A 16,006-nucleotide genomic window follows, 5' to 3' on the forward strand; every position below is an offset into this window, starting at 1 on the left:
TCTAAATCAGACAAGGTAATGGGTGGGAGGAAGATTGATTGTTGCTCAAGAGGCGCCTCGGCGATTAGGATAACTTCATCATAGAAAACCCACGATTTCATGACATGAGTGCGGTTATGCCAGCATCCTCAATCCCACAGATCGTTCCATCGAAGATTTGCTTGAACTGTGATGTGTGTTGTCGATTCCCCGAACGAGAGAGTTTCCTTCGCCCGTTTTTCATGAAACTTGAAATACGGCAGGCCATAGAATATGGAGTAGATTCAAGGTTTTTCTCAAATCTAGGGGGATGCCAAGTGGATGTGGTACCGCATCCGTCAGGCGAAGGCTACCTCTGTCCCGCGTTTGACCCTGAGACATCTGAGTGCCGTATTTATAAAGTCCGGCCCTTAGACTGTCAAATTTATCCATTTGTCTTAATGTGGGATCAAGAGCATCAGTCCGTCCTCTTGGGCTGGGATACCAAGTGTCCGTTTTTATTGCCAGTGGATGATGGGTTTGAACCCCTCCAAGATGTGTCGAGTCTCCCCGTTGTCCCAACATTACCAGCTGAAATGATGGATGCCGCACAAGAGATATTTGCACAATTGGAGGATGGTGATTTGTCGTCTCGTATTGTCGCTCATCCACATCTTGTGACACCGTTTCAGGTAGATGTAGTGGTGCTCCACCCATTACCACATCTCACGCAGGCTCTTGGTTTTGTGGATCATTAAATGAGTGCCATGACGTTAATATGGATTGTCACTCATTGAAAGCCTACAGCACGTGTCACGCTGCTTGACCCCGCTCACCGTACATGACCGTGTAAGACTCGACCAGGCATTGCTGCATACTTGCGAGGGAGGGGCCACTTCACTGGCTACCTGGGCTTTTGCTCCGCACATCATTTGGCAGGAACTGTTTTCCTATACCTGGGCTGAAATTGATGGATGGTGGTGCCTTTTTGCTGAATATGGTGATGGAGTCTTTATGCCGCTACCGCCTCTGGGTCCGATTCCAAATGGTAAGCATCAGGCCTCCCATCCATTCAAGGATGTGGTGAAGCATGTGGTTGAATACATGAGGGTAAAAAACCAAGGTACGGCTGTGACACGAATTGAAAATGTGCCGGAGGAGCTTAAGCAGGGCTTTCAGGAGTTGGGTTTTACCGTCGCGGAAAAGGATTCGGACTATCTCTATCGTCGACAAGACCTCGTGGATCTGAAGGGGGATCAATATAAAGTCCCCCGGGCATCCTTTAACCGGTTTTGTCGTTCGCATCAAGCCCAGTATCGGTCGTACGAGGTGACCGATCAAGACGAATGCCTCGCACTCTTTCATCGGTGGGCTCTACAGAAGAAGGCACAATACTCCGAGGCTGAAACGTCCTCAAACTCCATTGCGCGATACATGTTGCAAGATGCGGAGTCGGCGCATCAAGTCATCTTGAAGTCGTCGAATCTCCTGGGGTTAGTCGGACGAGTTGTGTGTATTGATGGTACGATTCGAGGATACACGTTTGGATATGAGCGGTCCTCAGACGTATTCTGTATATTGGTCGAGGTCGTGGACCGGACGGTCTATGGTGCCGCGCAGTTTTTGTTTCGAGAGTTTTGTCGGGAAATGGAACCATATGCATTTATCAATACGATGGATGATTCCGGTCTCCCGAGTCTCGCTTGTTCCAAGCGGGCCTATCGTCCGGTTCAGATGGTCCCCAATTATTTCGTAACTCCGTAATTGGGTCCTTGTTCTGGTTCTAAGGGCCTCAGTATAATCGATGTGGATTCTGACGAAAGGGAAGTTTGACATGATGGGAATACAGGTATGAAGGGTCAAGAATTAGATATTGAACAGTATCGTGTAACGGAGAAGCCGTTTTATGAAGAGGTTAGCGGAGAGAAAGCTCTCTTGCAGATCGCCGCCGATAGTAAAATGCCTGTTATGTTGAAAGGTCCGACCGGATGCGGGAAAACCCGGTTTGTTCAGCATATGGCTCATGAACTGGGTCGACCGTTGATTACGGTTGCCTGCCACGAAGATTTGACGGCTTCGGACCTTGTTGGTCGCTATTTACTCAAGGGAGAGGAGACCGTGTGGGTTGACGGTCCGTTGACCTTAGGGGTCAAGCATGGGGCGATTGTGTATTTAGATGAAATCGTTGAGGCTCGAAAAGATACGACGGTGATTATTCATCCGTTAAGTGATGATCGTCGGTTTCTTCCGCTTGAAAAGAAAGGTCAAGTCCTTGAAGCGGTTGATGACTTCATGTTGGTGATTTCTTACAACCCGGGCTACCAAAGTGTCCTCAAGGAGCTCAAACAAAGCACGAAACAGCGTTTCGTCGCGATTGAATTCTCTCATCCACCCAAAGAGATTGAAGTCCGAATTGTTGAGCATGAGGCGAAGGTCAGCAATGATGTGGCGAGGCGTCTTGTGAAGCTTGGTGAGAAGGTTCGAAATTTGCGGAGCCATGGATTAGAGGAAGGTGTGAGTACGAGGCTGCTCATTTATGCCGGCACGTTAATTCGCCAAGGCCTGGCTCCAGATCGAGCCTGTGAGGCGGCGGTTACGCGACCGATTACCGATGATCAAGACATGCAACGAAGCATTCAGGAACTCGTCAAAGCCATTTTCTAATAACAGGATGATCCTCAATCCATGACGATCAAGAAAGAGATAAAGATGATTGCCCATCGTCTGTGTCATAAGAGAGACGACAGGACTCGTCTCTCTTTATCATCTTGACCTGATTGGAGATTGCCTTACAGGCAGTGTTATGCTCAGCACCCTCTTGAGATTTTGTTGAACAGTCCTATTCTTGTTGATCCTTTTCATACTTGTGTTTATGGAGTGGCTTCAAGTGCTGTTCGATTTCGCCGTTCCACCAACATCTTCCCAGTCTCCCCTTCTCTTTCTTTTCCTAGAGTCTTCCACTATTCATCAACAAGACGTGTTTGGTGGTGGTCCTAACGAGTGTCATCGAGCAGACCCTTTCTATGCTCAATTTGAGGCATGGTCAAAATCTTGATACAGTCCTCCTCCCTCTAAACATGTGTATGTATTAGGCAAGACTATGGGGTGGGCACAATGCAGACGATGGCTATCTCCCGAACGCCGTTTACACAAGAATTCCTGATTGGATTATCTGTGGTGTTGACGGCTGTATTTTTTTTGATGGACGTGATGTTTCCGCTCGGTGTCGCTGGAGGGGTTCTCTACGTGACCGTCGTATTAGTGACCCTCTGGCTTCAGGGTTCATGCACGACTCTTGGCGCGGCCATGTTTTGCACGTGCCTGACAATCCTTGGCTATTTATTGTCGCCAGATGGCGGAGAACATTGGGTCGTGATTGTGAATCGAAGTTTTGCGGTCTATGCCATTTGGGTGACCGCTATCTTGACGATCCAATATAAGAACAGCATGACTCACCTTATTGAAGAACGGTCTTTACTGAGGCAGGTCGTCGATATGATTCCGCAGTGTGTGTTTCTTCAGTCGGCGAATGGACAGATCTTATTTGCCAATCAAGCGATGGCAGAGGTTTGCCGGACTACCGTTGAAAAAATGGTAATGAAGGATCCTCAAGCTGCGTGGACAAGTCCAGTTATCGGGATAACCCACGAGAAGATGGACGAAGAAGTACTCAGAACATTCCAACGTCAATACATTCAGCATGAGTACGTATCGACCGTTGACCGGGGAATTCGTATCGTGGACTTCGTCAGGCAGCCTTGTCATGTTTCACAGGAACTCTGCGTGCTGACCGTTGGAATTGATCAGACTGATCAACAGGACATGAACGAGGATTTTCTGTTGACTCAACAGGTCTTTGAGAGTTTTCCTGGCCAAATTGCATTGGTTGATACGCAGTACCGTTACCGACGAGTCAATCCTGCCTATGAACGAATGCATGGGGTCCCTCGCGAAGAAATCGAAGGTACAATGGTTCGAGACATGCTTGGTGAGGAGACCTTTCTCACCCTTGTGAAACCAAGATTTGATGAAGCACTGTCGGGGGAGGAAGTGTCCTACGAATCATGGTTTACCTTTTCACGAGCCGGTAAGCGATATATGTCGGTGACGTATTCCCCTCTCTATTCCGAAGCGGGTGAGGTTCATGAAGTGCTTGTCCACTTGCGTGATATGACGGAGAAAAAGTATGCCGAACAGGAACTCCACAATGTGGAAAACCGATTCCAAAAATACTTTGAGTCTGGATTAGTCGGTATGGCCATCTCATCATTGGGAAATGACTGGGTGGAGGTCAATGATCGCTTATGCGACATGCTTGGGTTTACTCGTCAAGAATTAGAAGATAGAGACTGGAAGGAGTTTACACATCCTGAGGACCTGGATCTTGACCAAAAAATGTTTGCGCAAATTTTGTCAGGAAGTATTGAATCTTATTCTTTTGAGAAACGGTTTATTCACAAGCGTGGCCATATTGTTCATACCAATCTCTATGTCAATAGTGTGTATAGTTCCGCAGGAACGGTCGAGTACATCATGTCGATGCTTGAAGATATCACCAAGCGGAAGGAAGCTGAGAACGCACTTAGAGCTAGTGAAATGACGCTCAAAAGTTTCTTCGAAAGTTCTCCTGTCATGATGGGGATTGTGGAGCTGATCGGTGACGATATTCTTCACATCTCCGATAGCGCAGCCACCGGAGAGTTTTTTGGTGTTGACCATAAAACGATGAAGGATCGTTTTGGGAGTGAGTTAGGGGTTTCAGCTGAGCATTTAAAGATGTGGGTGAACCGGTATCGTGAGTGTATGTGGTCTGGAGAGCCGGTTTCCTTCGAGTATTGGCATGGTCTTCCTGAGCGCAAGCATTGGTTATCCGTAAATGTGACGCAGATTGATTGGGGCGAGACTCTCTGCCCTCGGTTTGCCTATGTGATCCAAGACATGACGGATCGCAAACAAGCCGAGCAGTCTCTTCAGCAGAAGGCGCTGGTGTTTGACACGATATCCGATGGGGTCATACTGACAGGTTTAGATGGTCGGATTCTTGATTGGAACCAGGGGGCCACGGAGGTATTTGGCTATGATAAAGAGGAAATGCTCGGCCAGACTCCAGCCATGCTACATCATCCAGACGTTGCCGCTGCTTTGACGAATCAGATTATTGAGTCGGTCAAGCAAGAAAAGCTTTGGCGCGGAGAAATAAAGTTTATTAAAAAAGATGGGGCGCATGGTATTGCAGAAACCGTGGTCGTGCCGTTGTATGGGACCGATGGGGCAATGATTGCGACGGTGGGTGCGAATCGAGACGTGACGGTTCGGAAACAGGCTGAACGCGAGTTAGAAGAGGCTCATAGTGTGTTGAGCAGACAGAATACTCTGCTTCAACAAGAAGTTGAAGAAAGAAAAAAGCTACAAGACGAACTTCGCCGATATACGGCTGGCCTTGAAGCGGAAGTCACTCAACGCAGTGAACGTATTCAAGAGCTTGAACAACGGCGCATGCAGGTTGAAAAACTGGCATCACTTGCTCAGATTGCGGCAGGTGTGGCGCATGAGATCAATAATCCTCTCGCATCTATCGGGCAAGCGATGCTCTTGGTGAGGCAGGCAGTCGACCCGGCGCATCCGCATTTTGAGTATATCGGACGAATTGATGAATGTGTGCGCCGTATGGCGAGTATCGTTCGACATATGTATGATTTATACCGTCCCCAACAGTCGGAGTTGGTCGCACAGGATATCGTGCCTATTGTGATTACGGCTATCGATATTATGCTACCAGCTGGAGAGAAGTGTCATGTGTATCTGAGATCTCAGCTTCCACGTCACATGATTTCGGTTGCATGCGTCTCGACAGAGCTTGTACAAGTACTCTGTAATTTGATCCAAAATGCCTTGGATGCCTCAGCGCCTGAGCAAGTGGTGACGGTGAACATTGCAATGTGCGAAAAGTCGCTTGCCCTGTCCGTCTCTGACCAGGGATGCGGCATTCATCCTGACGTCGTGTCTCATATCTTTGATCCGTTTTTTACGACGAAGGGTAGCCAGGAAGGGCAAAGTCTGGGCTTTGGATTAGGGTTGTCGGTTTCTCGGAGTTTGATTGAGTCGATGGGGGGAACATTAGATTGTACATCAAATGGAAAACAGGGAAGCATATTTACGGTGATGTTGCCGCTACAGTAAGAAGGGCTAAGGAGGATTCTTGATGAAATCGGAAGGGACGATCCTATTGGCAGATGATGAAGAGACGTTTGCGAAGGCGACGCAGACGCTTCTCCTGGATGAAGGATTTTTATGCCATACCGTAGGAGATGTTCGAGAGCTCTCGTCGGCTTTAGAGAACAAGAGTTATGACCTTCTGATCACAGATCTGAAGATGCCTGGAAATCACGTGATGGAGATGGTAGATGAAATTCAGACTCGCTCAAAGATTCTACCCGTGATAGTGGTGACAGGCTATCCCTCTCTTGCTTCAGCCGTTGACTCCGTTCGGTTAAACGTTCTTGAATATATCGTGAAGCCGGTGGACTATCCGCACCTACTCCAATCTGTTCGAAAAGGTGTTCAGTTCAAACGTCAATTACAAACAGTTCATTCTGTGCGTACCTTGGCTCGGGAACGATTGGATCAATTGGAAGATATTGAGACCGCGCTTCTGACATTTGGGAATATTGGCGAAGAACAATCAACAACAGGTACCGTTTCTAAACGGCCCTCCCTCCCGAGCCTGCAAGATCAGCTTCAAGAGCTTGTAGAACATTTAAGATCTCAATCTTTGCCAGGGCAGGATTCTCAAGCCAAAGCTTCTCAAGCGACAATCACTTCAGACTATTTTCAACTACGCGAAGGTATCTACGAAACGATCCAAGTGTTGCAATTGACCAAAGGGAGTTTTCGATCCAAAGAACTTGCGAATCTTCGTCTTAAACTACAGGATCTCCTGAAGACGACAGACCCGAATCCGTAAAAGAATTGAAATTTGTTCCTGCCAAACAACTCATACCTTTTGGGTGTGTTTTGTACCTGGTCTTGTTTTGTGACGTTGACGCAACCTATCCAAATATCAAAATTAGAGTTCATTTTTTAGCCTGGATTACTTTGATTGTGACAGTAACGGTAGGAAGAGCATTGATCAGACCAAGCGCTATTGTGGTGTGATGCCTGGAATAATGTCCGTGATTTTCAGGAAGTCTAATGTTTGTTTCACCGACCCTTCGATCACACAGAGCCGTAAGTCTTTTGGAGGGTGCTGGCACTTTTGGTGAGCGACGATCAGGAGTCCAACAGCTGTGCTATCGATAAAAGAGACTTTCTGTAAGTCGATCACAATTTCTTCTGTGTTCGCTTCTTGAGCCAGCTGGAACGCCGTTAAAAACTCTTCTCGCCTTCGCGAGTCAAGTCGGCCCCAAAGAGTGATGATCGTACGTTTATTTTCGGTAGTGAGGGTATATTCCACGCAGCATCACCAGTGAACACTCGGTGGGGCAGGTCTCTTGTACTTCCGTCCACCAGTGATGAGTCGATTCGTCTCTCAAGTACTTTTCGGTTGCATGTGTTGCTTCCTGAAGAACCTAGAGATCATCCCCTGTATAAAAACCTTTTTTCAGCCATCTTGTCAAGGGGTTCGAGTACGCTCAACTCTTTTGGTCCGGGGTTGTCTCGTCGTTGGCGTTGTGCCGCCTTCGCGCTGTTCGTGTGATTTAGTCCATCTTTCCTGTTATAGCCGTTTCAGTTATACCGAAACGATAACGCGCCAACTTGTATAATTTTGATATCCAATACGTGATATCAAACGTCAATTATTGTCAGTACATTTAAGTGGGTATACCCTTTCGATGTTTGATGTGGGTCATGACGCTGTCTTGGCGACCTCAAGTCGACACCTCAGGGGTAGAACCGGGTTGAACGTCGGCTGCCTATTAGGGTTGCGCAGAGTTACGCAACAATCGTCGACAAGGCGACTTCGATCGACACTTCAAAGGGAGAAAAGAGTTCAACGTAGACTGCCTTTCAGCGATACCCGGGACATGCAACGATCGTAGCCTAGGTCTCTAACTGGAGGTTAATTGGATTTGCTATAAATATTTTTAATTTTCTTCTCAATTTTCCGACAAGAAAGAGTGGGATTGTTTTGAGTCACATGATTCAAAGGAGCGAATCTATGATTCCGAAAATATTGAATGATCCGATGTATCAATTGCTTCGTGAAGGTAAGGTGAAAGACTTTAATGATCGGAGGGCGCTCGGAGAAAACGTGGATTTGACAAACTGCGACTTTCGAAACGTTGATCTGCGTGGATTGGATGCCAAGGGACTCAATTTATGCGGTTCCTATTTTCGACAGGCAGACCTTCGCGGCATCGATTTTTCTCAATCGCAGTTGGAGGGTGCCAGCATTAACGGTGCGCATATTTCTGGAGTATATTTTCCCAAAGAAATTAGTCCGGACGAGCTTCTTCTCTCCTTTCAACACGGGACTAGGATGCGGTACTTGTAGGCGCAACCCGTCGGTATTGTTGACCATGCCTTTATCGTTGAGTCTGGTCTGAAGTGTCATGTGTGAAACGTGAATGCTCCTGACTAATTCCTCACGCCTTCTCGATTGACACGATTTACTTCTCAACTTACACTCCATTTCCAGCACAAAGCTCCAAGGATCGTATGCCTCGTTTTTTTGAGTCTGACGTAATATGGTATTTTTCCTAGAGGCGACAGACAATATCATTTTTCCGGAAAGGCGTCGGTTACGTGATCATGACTCATCCACACAACATTATTGCGATTGTTTACGATTTTGACCACACGCTGAGCCCACACTATATGCAGGATCACACTATTCTGCGACATGCCGGGATTGATCCAAAGGAGTTCTGGCCGAGTTGCACAACGTTGATTCATGAAAAGGGCTATGATCAAGAGTTGGCGTATATGAAGCGATTGCTTGAGCATAAAGCCATTCGTGCACTGTCGAACCAGGACTTGAAGAGCATGGGAGCCGATCTCACCTTTTTCCCAGGGGTGCCGGACTGCTTTGAAGAACTGAATGCCCTGTTTACTCCACAAGAATATGAGGAACTTGGGATTCGATTAGAGCACTATGTGGTGAGTTCAGGGCTCAAGGCCATTCTTGATGGGAGTCACATCGCGCAATATGTGAAGGCAATTTTCGGTTGTGAGTTTGATGAAGATGATGGACATATCAGTTTTCCAAAGCGGACGATTAGCCATACACAGAAGACACAATTTCTGTTTCGTGTGAATAAGGGTCTATTAGATTTGGATCAAGACGTGAACGATCATATGCCTGAAGAGATGCGGCGTGTGCCGTTTCGTCATATGATTTACGTCGGGGATGGGCCAACGGATGTTCCCTGTTTTACACTCATGAAGAAAAACGGGGGTTTTGCGGTGGCCGTCTATAATGCGGAAGATGATTCTCGACGTTCATTTGAAAAATGTTATCAATTGGCGCATCATGCTGAGCGCGTGCATTTTATGGCTCCGGCGGATTATCGGGCAGGGAGTCATTTGCGGTTGATTTTAGAACAGCATGTCAAAGAAATAGCGAACGGGGTAATAGAAGAACGGAGGCAAGGCGTAGAAAAAGCCCGTGTTGCTGCACCAACACCGTAATGACATACCCTCGTTCTCGCGATAAATCCGTAAAATTTTCGTGAGAAATCTGTAAGGCGAGTGCTGTCCTCGTATTACAGAAGATTTTTGATGTAATATATGAATAGCAAGAAGTCATATTTCAGACCTTCTCTTCCACAGATGAAGGTCGGGAGGTGCCTATGAAGTTATCGTACACTAATCACATATATCACAAACGTCAGCATGGACTTTTGATAGCAGGAGCCATGCTATGTGCTGTAGTTCTTGTCCTGATGGTAAGCAAGAGTGCGTTAGCCGAAGATCCGTTCGGGCCAGCAACCCCGCCTCCTCAAGACTTCACGCAAAATTCTTACGACATGGCATTTGATCAAAAGAATTGGAAGCGGCCACAAGGGGTGTTTTCCTGGATCGCTATGGCGCGTGGCTACCAAACTCCGTGGGATTCACACGGTCGGCCAGGCTGGCTGACCGATGATGCGTATGTCGAACCTGTTGATCCTGGGGTCTCAACGTTTACTCCGGACACCCAGGAAATTTTTATCGTATTCGAGGGGCAACCGCTTGATGCGCCTGGACAGTTTGCTGCCGCATGGCATCCAATTGTCGACGGGAAGCCTGTTGGCGAGGAACCGTTAGGCAAAGATGTCATTGAGTTAGAAATGAATCAACGGTATGGGTATTTCATCATTTCGCCCTCAGACGAGAGGTGGAAGCCGGGTCAATATCTCGTCACGATTTATTATGGAAGTCCTGGGCAAGCGTTGCATGCCACGAATATTATTGGGACGATGACGTTCACCATTAGCCTGTAGTGCGGTAAGAGTCTTTTGGACATGCATTCTGTGTTGGGCCTAGGTTCTGGGTCGTCCTTTTTTAAACCCATGTTCGACCCAACGCTCAAGGAGACGCAAGCGTTTCTTGAGTTGACTGACGGTGGCCTGATTAATCGCAGTCCCGGTTGCGTCTTTCAATGCCGCATTGACTTGCCAATGGTTAAGGCGATCTTGCCTGCTTAGCTGAGACACGAGTTGTTTGTGTTGGTCTCGAAGTTGGCTCTTTTGCTCGAAGAGGGACAGTTCAGGTTCTGGAGTTGCGAGCGTAGCCGGTTCTTCTGGAAGTATCTCAGTGGGAGGAGGCTGTGGCCGAAAGAAATTCTGCTGAGACTCAGGAACTTCAGGATGGGTGAGGAAAAAGCTCCCTCCAATCCACTCATCCGCGTGTGCGATTCCCCCTAAGGGGGCAAAATCATCTTCCTGCTTTACCTGTCGATCCGTAGGAGCGAGCGGCAGATCAAACAGTGACGATTGTTCTTTTAATGCATGGCTGCGTTCTTTGGTAATCTGTTTCGCATAGTGCACAATCGTCGGATCTTGTGAAATGTAGAGGTACGACTTCCCATCCCGCCCTCCGTCTTCGTTCACTCGGACAAATCGTCCAACAACCTGGCGAAAATACATTTCCGTCAAGACATTGGTCGCATAGACTCCAACCCGCAACCGAGGAATATCCACACCTTCACTGACCATATTGACGGCGACCAACCATCGTTGCCGACCTTGTGCAAATCGTTGGATCGTTCGATTCGCCGTCGGATCGTCCGAAACGGCGACCTGTGCTCGCTCTCCTGTTAAGCGTTGAACCAGGGAGGCGATATCACGGGCATGATTTTGAGTCATGGCCACAATGAGCCCTCCGGCATGGTCATGACCTGCTGTGCGGACGGAGGAGAGACGTTCGTTGGCATCCTGAATGACTTCTCCCAGCCAACTTTCCTGGAGTAATGCGGTTCGGAGCCGTTCTCGACGCCACGGTTTCTTGACGCCATCTCTGAACGTCGCATGTACCGTTTCGCCGCGGGAAGTCCAAGCCAGTTCTCCCTCATACGACGGGAAAATCACGGGCCGGCAGACACTATCCCGAAGGGCTTCAGGGTAGCCATATTGAAAGTCGGCGATACTGCGGCGTTCCTTGTCGTAACGGACGTACGGGATCGGGCTATCGTCAGTGCGGAATGGTGTGCCGGAGAGTAAGAGGCGTTGAACGGCCGAATCAAAGGCGACTTGGAGGGCATCCCCCCATTCTTTCCCTTCACCGGCATGGTGAATTTCATCAAAAATTACTATCGTTTTTGTTCGAAGGGATTGAGTGCGATAACGTTGAGGTTCGAGGCAGACCTGTTGATAGGTTGTGGCTAACCCATGAAAGTCAGTCGCTTCCCGTTCTTGTTGGTTGGACGACGTCGGGTCAAGGTGGAGACCTTCGAAGTGGGCAGCTTTGGCCCATTGTTCGCGTAAATGTGTCGTCGGACAGACGACCACCACTCGGTTCGCTCTTCCACTAGCGAGACCGTCATGCGCGACGCGTAAGGCTAATCGCGTTTTTCCTGCACCTGGGGTGGCGACGGCTAAAAAGTTCGCTGTGGGATGAGAGGAGATTAATTGAAAGGCCTCTTCCTGCCAGGGGCGCAACGGAGATATCCAAGGGCGTAAGGGTTTCGGCATTGAAAGCGTTAAGTTCCGAGTCTCTCAATTAGTGGTCAACAAAAAGGCGATACGATAAGGATTTTATGTTGTGAACGCAACCGGCGATGGTGTTTGAAATCAAGTATGAATGTTGGAGGCCTTCGTCGGCTGGGTTTATTCGTTCTTGGATGTCGTTGTATCGTCGTTCATATGTGTAATGAATGAGCAGTCTTGATTAATTTTGAAGCCAGCATAACAGGAGGATAGTTAAGTTAGTCTCTTGAGCAATTTCAATGTCGCATCTGCATCAGTTTTCGTCAACAATCTGATTGCTCATGCTGATCAGTAACTTTATGACGAATTTCTGTCTCGTCGAATGATCGAGACAGCTTCTCGTGGAGTCTTGAGCCCTAATTGCCGAACTTGCGACAATATTTGTGATGGTGTGAGTCGTGCAGGATCCTCTCCTTGCAGGGAACGGTGATGTTTCGCAGCTTGTTGACGAAGACGTAATATTAAGCGGTCAGGCACGTTTTTGAGAGATATGTTCGTCGACATGGATTGTTTCCCATATGGATCTATACTAGATCATATTGCCTGAGTTTTCCGCATGGAACAAGTGACGTAGTACAAAAAAATTATTCGCGTAATAGAGTTGAGCGTCGAAAGCTGAGCCGCAGTATCGTAAGACCCGCACCGGCAGAATATCCTCCAAACAGACGTAATGTATTATCGCTGCATCCGCTTGACTAATTAACCAAATCCGGTATTTTCATACTGGATATTGTTGACGTATGCATACAGTAATGTGTGGGGCTTACCGAACGCGTGCAAACACGACAAACGAATATGAATGTATTTCTAACCGTTATTGGTGGAAATGAACCATGAGTTCCCCCCCTCCCCATACACCGGTACGTGTGTTCATTTCCTATGCCTGGGAGGATGAGACCTATCGTGACTGGGTGGCTCAGTTGGCTGCACAATTGCGTGAGGATGGTGTTGACGCACGCCTTGACCGTTGGCATGTGCAAAAAGGGCAAACCATTCCTGAGTTCATGAACAGCGAGGTACGGCAGGCAGACAAGGTGCTTGTTCTATGTTCTCCGAAATACCAAGAAAAAGTGCATGCAATGGAGGATGGTGGGGGTTCAACCGGGTCGGGCTGGGAAAGCATGTTGCTAGGCAGCGCGATGTTCACACAAGATGCCCGTAACAAAGCAGTGACTGCACTTGCACGAGGTGAGTGGACGACTTCAGCGCCATCCTTCATGCAGGGCTTGCCGTACGAGGACCTGACGCGGTTGGACAACACCGATCTTCGCCAGGCCTATACGTTGTTGTTACGAAGATTGACCAACACAACCGAAGCTGCGCCGCCCATACGATCACGGGACATTCAAGCACCCGATTCAGTCGCACCACTGTTAGGTGGACAGAGTTCAGAGACTCTCGCCAAGGACAGAAGCAGACTCCCACCCATTGTCACTCTCCCGACGCGCCATCGGATGCCTTACCGTTCTCTGGGCAGTCGCTTTGCCGGTCGGATCGAACCGCTGTGGAATCTTCACGATATACTTCACCATGACAATACCGCCGTTGTCGAAGGTGTGGGAGTTGTGAGTGGGGCCGGGGGTTTAGGAAAGACCCAATTGGCAACTGAATATGTGCATCGGTTCGGTAACTATTATCCCGGTGGTGTGTTCTGGACCGACGCAGATCAAGGTTTAGCCACGGTCGTACAACAGATTGCCGACAGTGCGCGCATTGACATCAATGGTGCGTTACCACTTAAGCAACAATGCGTAGTACTCTGGCAGAGCTTGGGCCAAACGCATGCTTCCACTCTCATTGTGTTTGATAATTTTTCAGAAACGGAGCCGTTAGCGCCTTGGCTTCCTGTTGTCGTGAATCTGAAAGTTCTTGTGACAACGCGTCGCAGGGATCTAGCCCATAGCAAGGTCCCTCTCGCATTCTTAACACAAGAAGAAGGGCTCGAGCTGCTGAACAGCGGTGACCGTATGTTTGGCTCTGAGGCCATACCGCTGATTGAGTCACTGGGTGGCTTACCACTCGCACTTGAGCTTGCCTGTCACTTTCTCAATCGAAGGCCAGCACTAGAGGTCAAGGCCCTGTTAGAAGAAATGACCAAACTCGGGGAAATCGCTACTCTGAATGTGTTTACTGAATCTTATAAGGATGAACTCCCGACAGGGCATGAAAAAGCGATCGGGGCCACGTTTCAATTGAGTTGGAACTTGGTAGCAGAAGCCGAGCAGAAATTGCTGCGGCTGATGGCGTGGTGGGCGCCATCACCGACACCAAGACGGTTATTCAAGCGGGTCATGAGTGATACGTCGGATTCTGCGTTAACGAACCCTGTCGATGATGGCATTTCTGCGTTGGAACGAGTCTCGCTCGTGGAACTCGATGAAGACTATGATCCACAGATCCACCGGCTGGTGAGAGGGTTTGTTCGTGCGCAAACTTATGAAGACGATGAAGAAACGAAAACACAAGCTGTCCGGGCCGTGATGGCGGAACTTTTACGCGCTCAAGCTGAAACCGACATGGCCGCATTGACTGAACTTGAAAAGGTCTTACCCCATGGGCAAATCCTGTTAGATTCTGAGATTGCTGAGCCCGAACAGGCGATCGACATAGCGACCTCTATGAGTTGGCACGAACGAAAACGGGGTCGCTATCAGCTCGCCAAGGCGGTCGGGAAACGTGCCTTGGCGCTGGCCAGCCAGGCCTATGACCCCGGTCATCCCAGTATTGCGAGCAGCCAATCCAACCTGGCGGTGGTACTTCGAGACCTGGGCGAGTTAGAGGAGGCCAAGACGTTGCTTCGGGCTGCGTTGCAATCGGATGAGCACAGTTATGACCCCGGCCATCCCAGTATTGCGATCAGGCAATCCAACCTGGCGTTGGTGCTGAAAGACCTGGGCGAGTTAGAGGAGGCCAAGACGTTGCTTCAGGCTGCGTTGCAATCGCATGAGCACAGTTATGACCCCGGCCATCCCAGTATTGCGATCAGGCAATCCAAGCTGGCGTTGGTGCTGCAAGACCTGGGCGAGTTAGAGGAGGCCAAGACGTTGCTTCGGGCTGCGTTGCAATCGCATGAGCACAGTTATGACCCCGGCCATCCCAGTATTGCGATCAGCCAATCCAACCTGGCGTTGGTGCTGCAAGACCTGGGCGAGTTAGAGGAGGCCAAGACGTTGCTCATTCACTCGTATGAAGCCTTCAAGAATCTGCTGGGGAAAGGCCATCCAAAGACCTTGACGGTCAAGGGCAACCTAGAAGGGGTTGAGTTGGAGATACAAAACATGGGCTGACTGCAATAAGTCGAGTTTTTTCTTTCGAAATGATAGGGGCAGCTATCAACATGACCGGGCTGATCGCTGGTCATCGTGTGGCGCATATCATTAAAAATTTGGATCATCGACTATTGAGTGGGAAAGTTTTATTGAGGTCCAAATGCAACAGAAAGCCAAGAGATCAAGACATTTGCCCAAGAGATTCGGGTTATAGAAAATTAAAGCTCAGACGTATGCTGTCTCACCTTTGCTTCACCGATTTTCTCCAAAATGCCAAATGAACAATGTTCTGTTGAGCTATGCCTACCCTACAATATTTATATTGCAGGATATGAGGTATCAGGAAGAAGACGTTGGAGTCGTGGTTGAAGTGTTCTGATCTGAATCTGACTTTCGAGTCTGTATAATCTCTTCGAGTGTCAGTAACGCATTCCGGTCGGAGTTGGGTTAAAAGTCTTTGGGGAAACTGGATTGCGTAGGTGAGGCACTGCGCTTGTGTCCCAATTCGGCTGGGACTGTCAGCCTTTGCTCAGGAGGAGTACGAATTATGAATTTCCAATTCCATGCAGCGTTCTATTCAGACTTTCTCCGAAAATACAGTACCTCTATAATAAAAGTGTGACAAAGATGGCGATATTCAATAAACACAAA

At 48.5% G+C, this 16,006-nt stretch carries 12 protein-coding genes; 9 read left to right on the forward strand and 3 right to left on the reverse strand.

The annotated features are described in order from the left end of the window. Positions 1–116 precede the first annotated feature (116 nt). The 5 genes from ACWQXP_RS16715 (at position 117) to ACWQXP_RS16735 (ending at position 6,922) form a co-directional block, all read left to right on the forward strand. On the forward strand, positions 117–716 hold the full coding sequence (locus tag ACWQXP_RS16715) for a YkgJ family cysteine cluster protein (protein WP_454064001.1): 600 nt from the start codon (positions 117–119) through the stop codon (positions 714–716). 52 nt (positions 717–768) lie between these two features. Next, positions 769–1,722, forward strand: a complete 954-nt coding sequence (locus tag ACWQXP_RS16720) for a phosphatidylglycerol lysyltransferase domain-containing protein (protein ID WP_454064002.1) — start codon at positions 769–771, stop codon at positions 1,720–1,722. Between the two features lie 87 nt (positions 1,723–1,809). Further along, positions 1,810–2,622 (forward strand): AAA family ATPase, encoded by an 813-nt coding sequence (locus ACWQXP_RS16725; RefSeq protein WP_454064003.1) that lies wholly within the window; start codon positions 1,810–1,812, stop codon positions 2,620–2,622. 459 nt (positions 2,623–3,081) lie between these two features. After that, the gene (locus ACWQXP_RS16730) at positions 3,082–6,138 is read left to right on the forward strand and encodes a PAS domain S-box protein (RefSeq protein ID WP_454064004.1); all 3,057 of its coding nucleotides are present in this window, start codon (positions 3,082–3,084) and stop codon (positions 6,136–6,138) included. A 22-nt stretch (positions 6,139–6,160) separates the two neighbouring features. Next, the gene (locus tag ACWQXP_RS16735; protein WP_454064005.1) at positions 6,161–6,922 is read left to right on the forward strand and encodes a response regulator; all 762 of its coding nucleotides are present in this window, start codon (positions 6,161–6,163) and stop codon (positions 6,920–6,922) included. A gap of 177 nt (positions 6,923–7,099) precedes the next feature. Here the strand turns inward: ACWQXP_RS16735 and ACWQXP_RS16740 are convergent, their stop codons facing one another. Further along, positions 7,100–7,411 (reverse strand): STAS domain-containing protein, encoded by a 312-nt coding sequence (locus ACWQXP_RS16740; RefSeq protein WP_454064006.1) that lies wholly within the window; start codon positions 7,409–7,411, stop codon positions 7,100–7,102. A gap of 705 nt (positions 7,412–8,116) precedes the next feature. On the opposite strand from ACWQXP_RS16740, the gene ACWQXP_RS16745 reads away from it, so the two are divergent. From ACWQXP_RS16745 to ACWQXP_RS16755, 3 genes are all read left to right on the forward strand, one after another. Continuing rightward, positions 8,117–8,452 (forward strand): pentapeptide repeat-containing protein, encoded by a 336-nt coding sequence (locus ACWQXP_RS16745; protein WP_454064007.1) that lies wholly within the window; start codon positions 8,117–8,119, stop codon positions 8,450–8,452. Positions 8,453–8,709: 257 nt separating this feature from the next. Next, positions 8,710–9,588: an HAD family hydrolase gene (locus ACWQXP_RS16750; RefSeq protein ID WP_454064008.1), complete on the forward strand. Its 879-nt coding sequence runs from the start codon at positions 8,710–8,712 to the stop codon at positions 9,586–9,588. A 161-nt stretch (positions 9,589–9,749) separates the two neighbouring features. Further along, on the forward strand, positions 9,750–10,382 hold the full coding sequence (locus ACWQXP_RS16755) for a hypothetical protein (protein ID WP_454064009.1): 633 nt from the start codon (positions 9,750–9,752) through the stop codon (positions 10,380–10,382). Between the two features lie 39 nt (positions 10,383–10,421). Here ACWQXP_RS16755 and ACWQXP_RS16760 read toward each other — a convergent pair whose 3' ends face one another. Together ACWQXP_RS16760 and ACWQXP_RS16765 are read right to left on the reverse strand one after the other, a co-directional pair. After that, positions 10,422–12,071, reverse strand: a complete 1,650-nt coding sequence (locus ACWQXP_RS16760) for a DEAD/DEAH box helicase (protein ID WP_454064010.1) — start codon at positions 12,069–12,071, stop codon at positions 10,422–10,424. A 312-nt stretch (positions 12,072–12,383) separates the two neighbouring features. After that, positions 12,384–12,590 carry a FitA-like ribbon-helix-helix domain-containing protein gene (locus ACWQXP_RS16765; RefSeq protein ID WP_454064011.1) on the reverse strand — a complete coding sequence of 69 codons (207 nt, stop codon included), beginning with the start codon at positions 12,588–12,590 and terminating at the stop codon, positions 12,384–12,386. A gap of 329 nt (positions 12,591–12,919) precedes the next feature. Between ACWQXP_RS16765 and ACWQXP_RS16770 the strand changes: the two genes are divergently transcribed. Beyond that, positions 12,920–15,373, forward strand: coding sequence for a tetratricopeptide repeat protein (locus tag ACWQXP_RS16770; RefSeq protein WP_454064012.1), 2,454 nt, complete (start codon positions 12,920–12,922; stop codon positions 15,371–15,373). The last annotated feature ends 633 nt before the right edge of the window (positions 15,374–16,006 follow it).

Source organism: Candidatus Nitrospira salsa (assembly GCF_965152625.1).

Excerpts from the sequence above, each read along its gene's own strand:
- ACWQXP_RS16745 (WP_454064007.1), top strand. The coding sequence starts at position 8,117 with ATGATTCCGAAAATATTGAATGATCCGATGTATCAATTGCTTCGTGAA.
- ACWQXP_RS16730 (WP_454064004.1), top strand. The coding sequence starts at position 3,082 with ATGGCTATCTCCCGAACGCCGTTTACACAAGAATTCCTGATTGGATTA.
- ACWQXP_RS16735 (WP_454064005.1), top strand. The coding sequence starts at position 6,161 with ATGAAATCGGAAGGGACGATCCTATTGGCAGATGATGAAGAGACGTTT.
- ACWQXP_RS16755 (WP_454064009.1), top strand. The coding sequence starts at position 9,750 with ATGAAGTTATCGTACACTAATCACATATATCACAAACGTCAGCATGGA.
- ACWQXP_RS16765 (WP_454064011.1), bottom strand. The coding sequence starts at position 12,590 with ATGTCGACGAACATATCTCTCAAAAACGTGCCTGACCGCTTAATATTA.
- ACWQXP_RS16760 (WP_454064010.1), bottom strand. The coding sequence starts at position 12,071 with ATGCCGAAACCCTTACGCCCTTGGATATCTCCGTTGCGCCCCTGGCAG.
- ACWQXP_RS16750 (WP_454064008.1), top strand. The coding sequence starts at position 8,710 with ATGACTCATCCACACAACATTATTGCGATTGTTTACGATTTTGACCAC.
- ACWQXP_RS16715 (WP_454064001.1), top strand. The coding sequence starts at position 117 with ATGCCAGCATCCTCAATCCCACAGATCGTTCCATCGAAGATTTGCTTG.
- ACWQXP_RS16725 (WP_454064003.1), top strand. The coding sequence starts at position 1,810 with ATGAAGGGTCAAGAATTAGATATTGAACAGTATCGTGTAACGGAGAAG.
- ACWQXP_RS16770 (WP_454064012.1), top strand. The coding sequence starts at position 12,920 with ATGAGTTCCCCCCCTCCCCATACACCGGTACGTGTGTTCATTTCCTAT.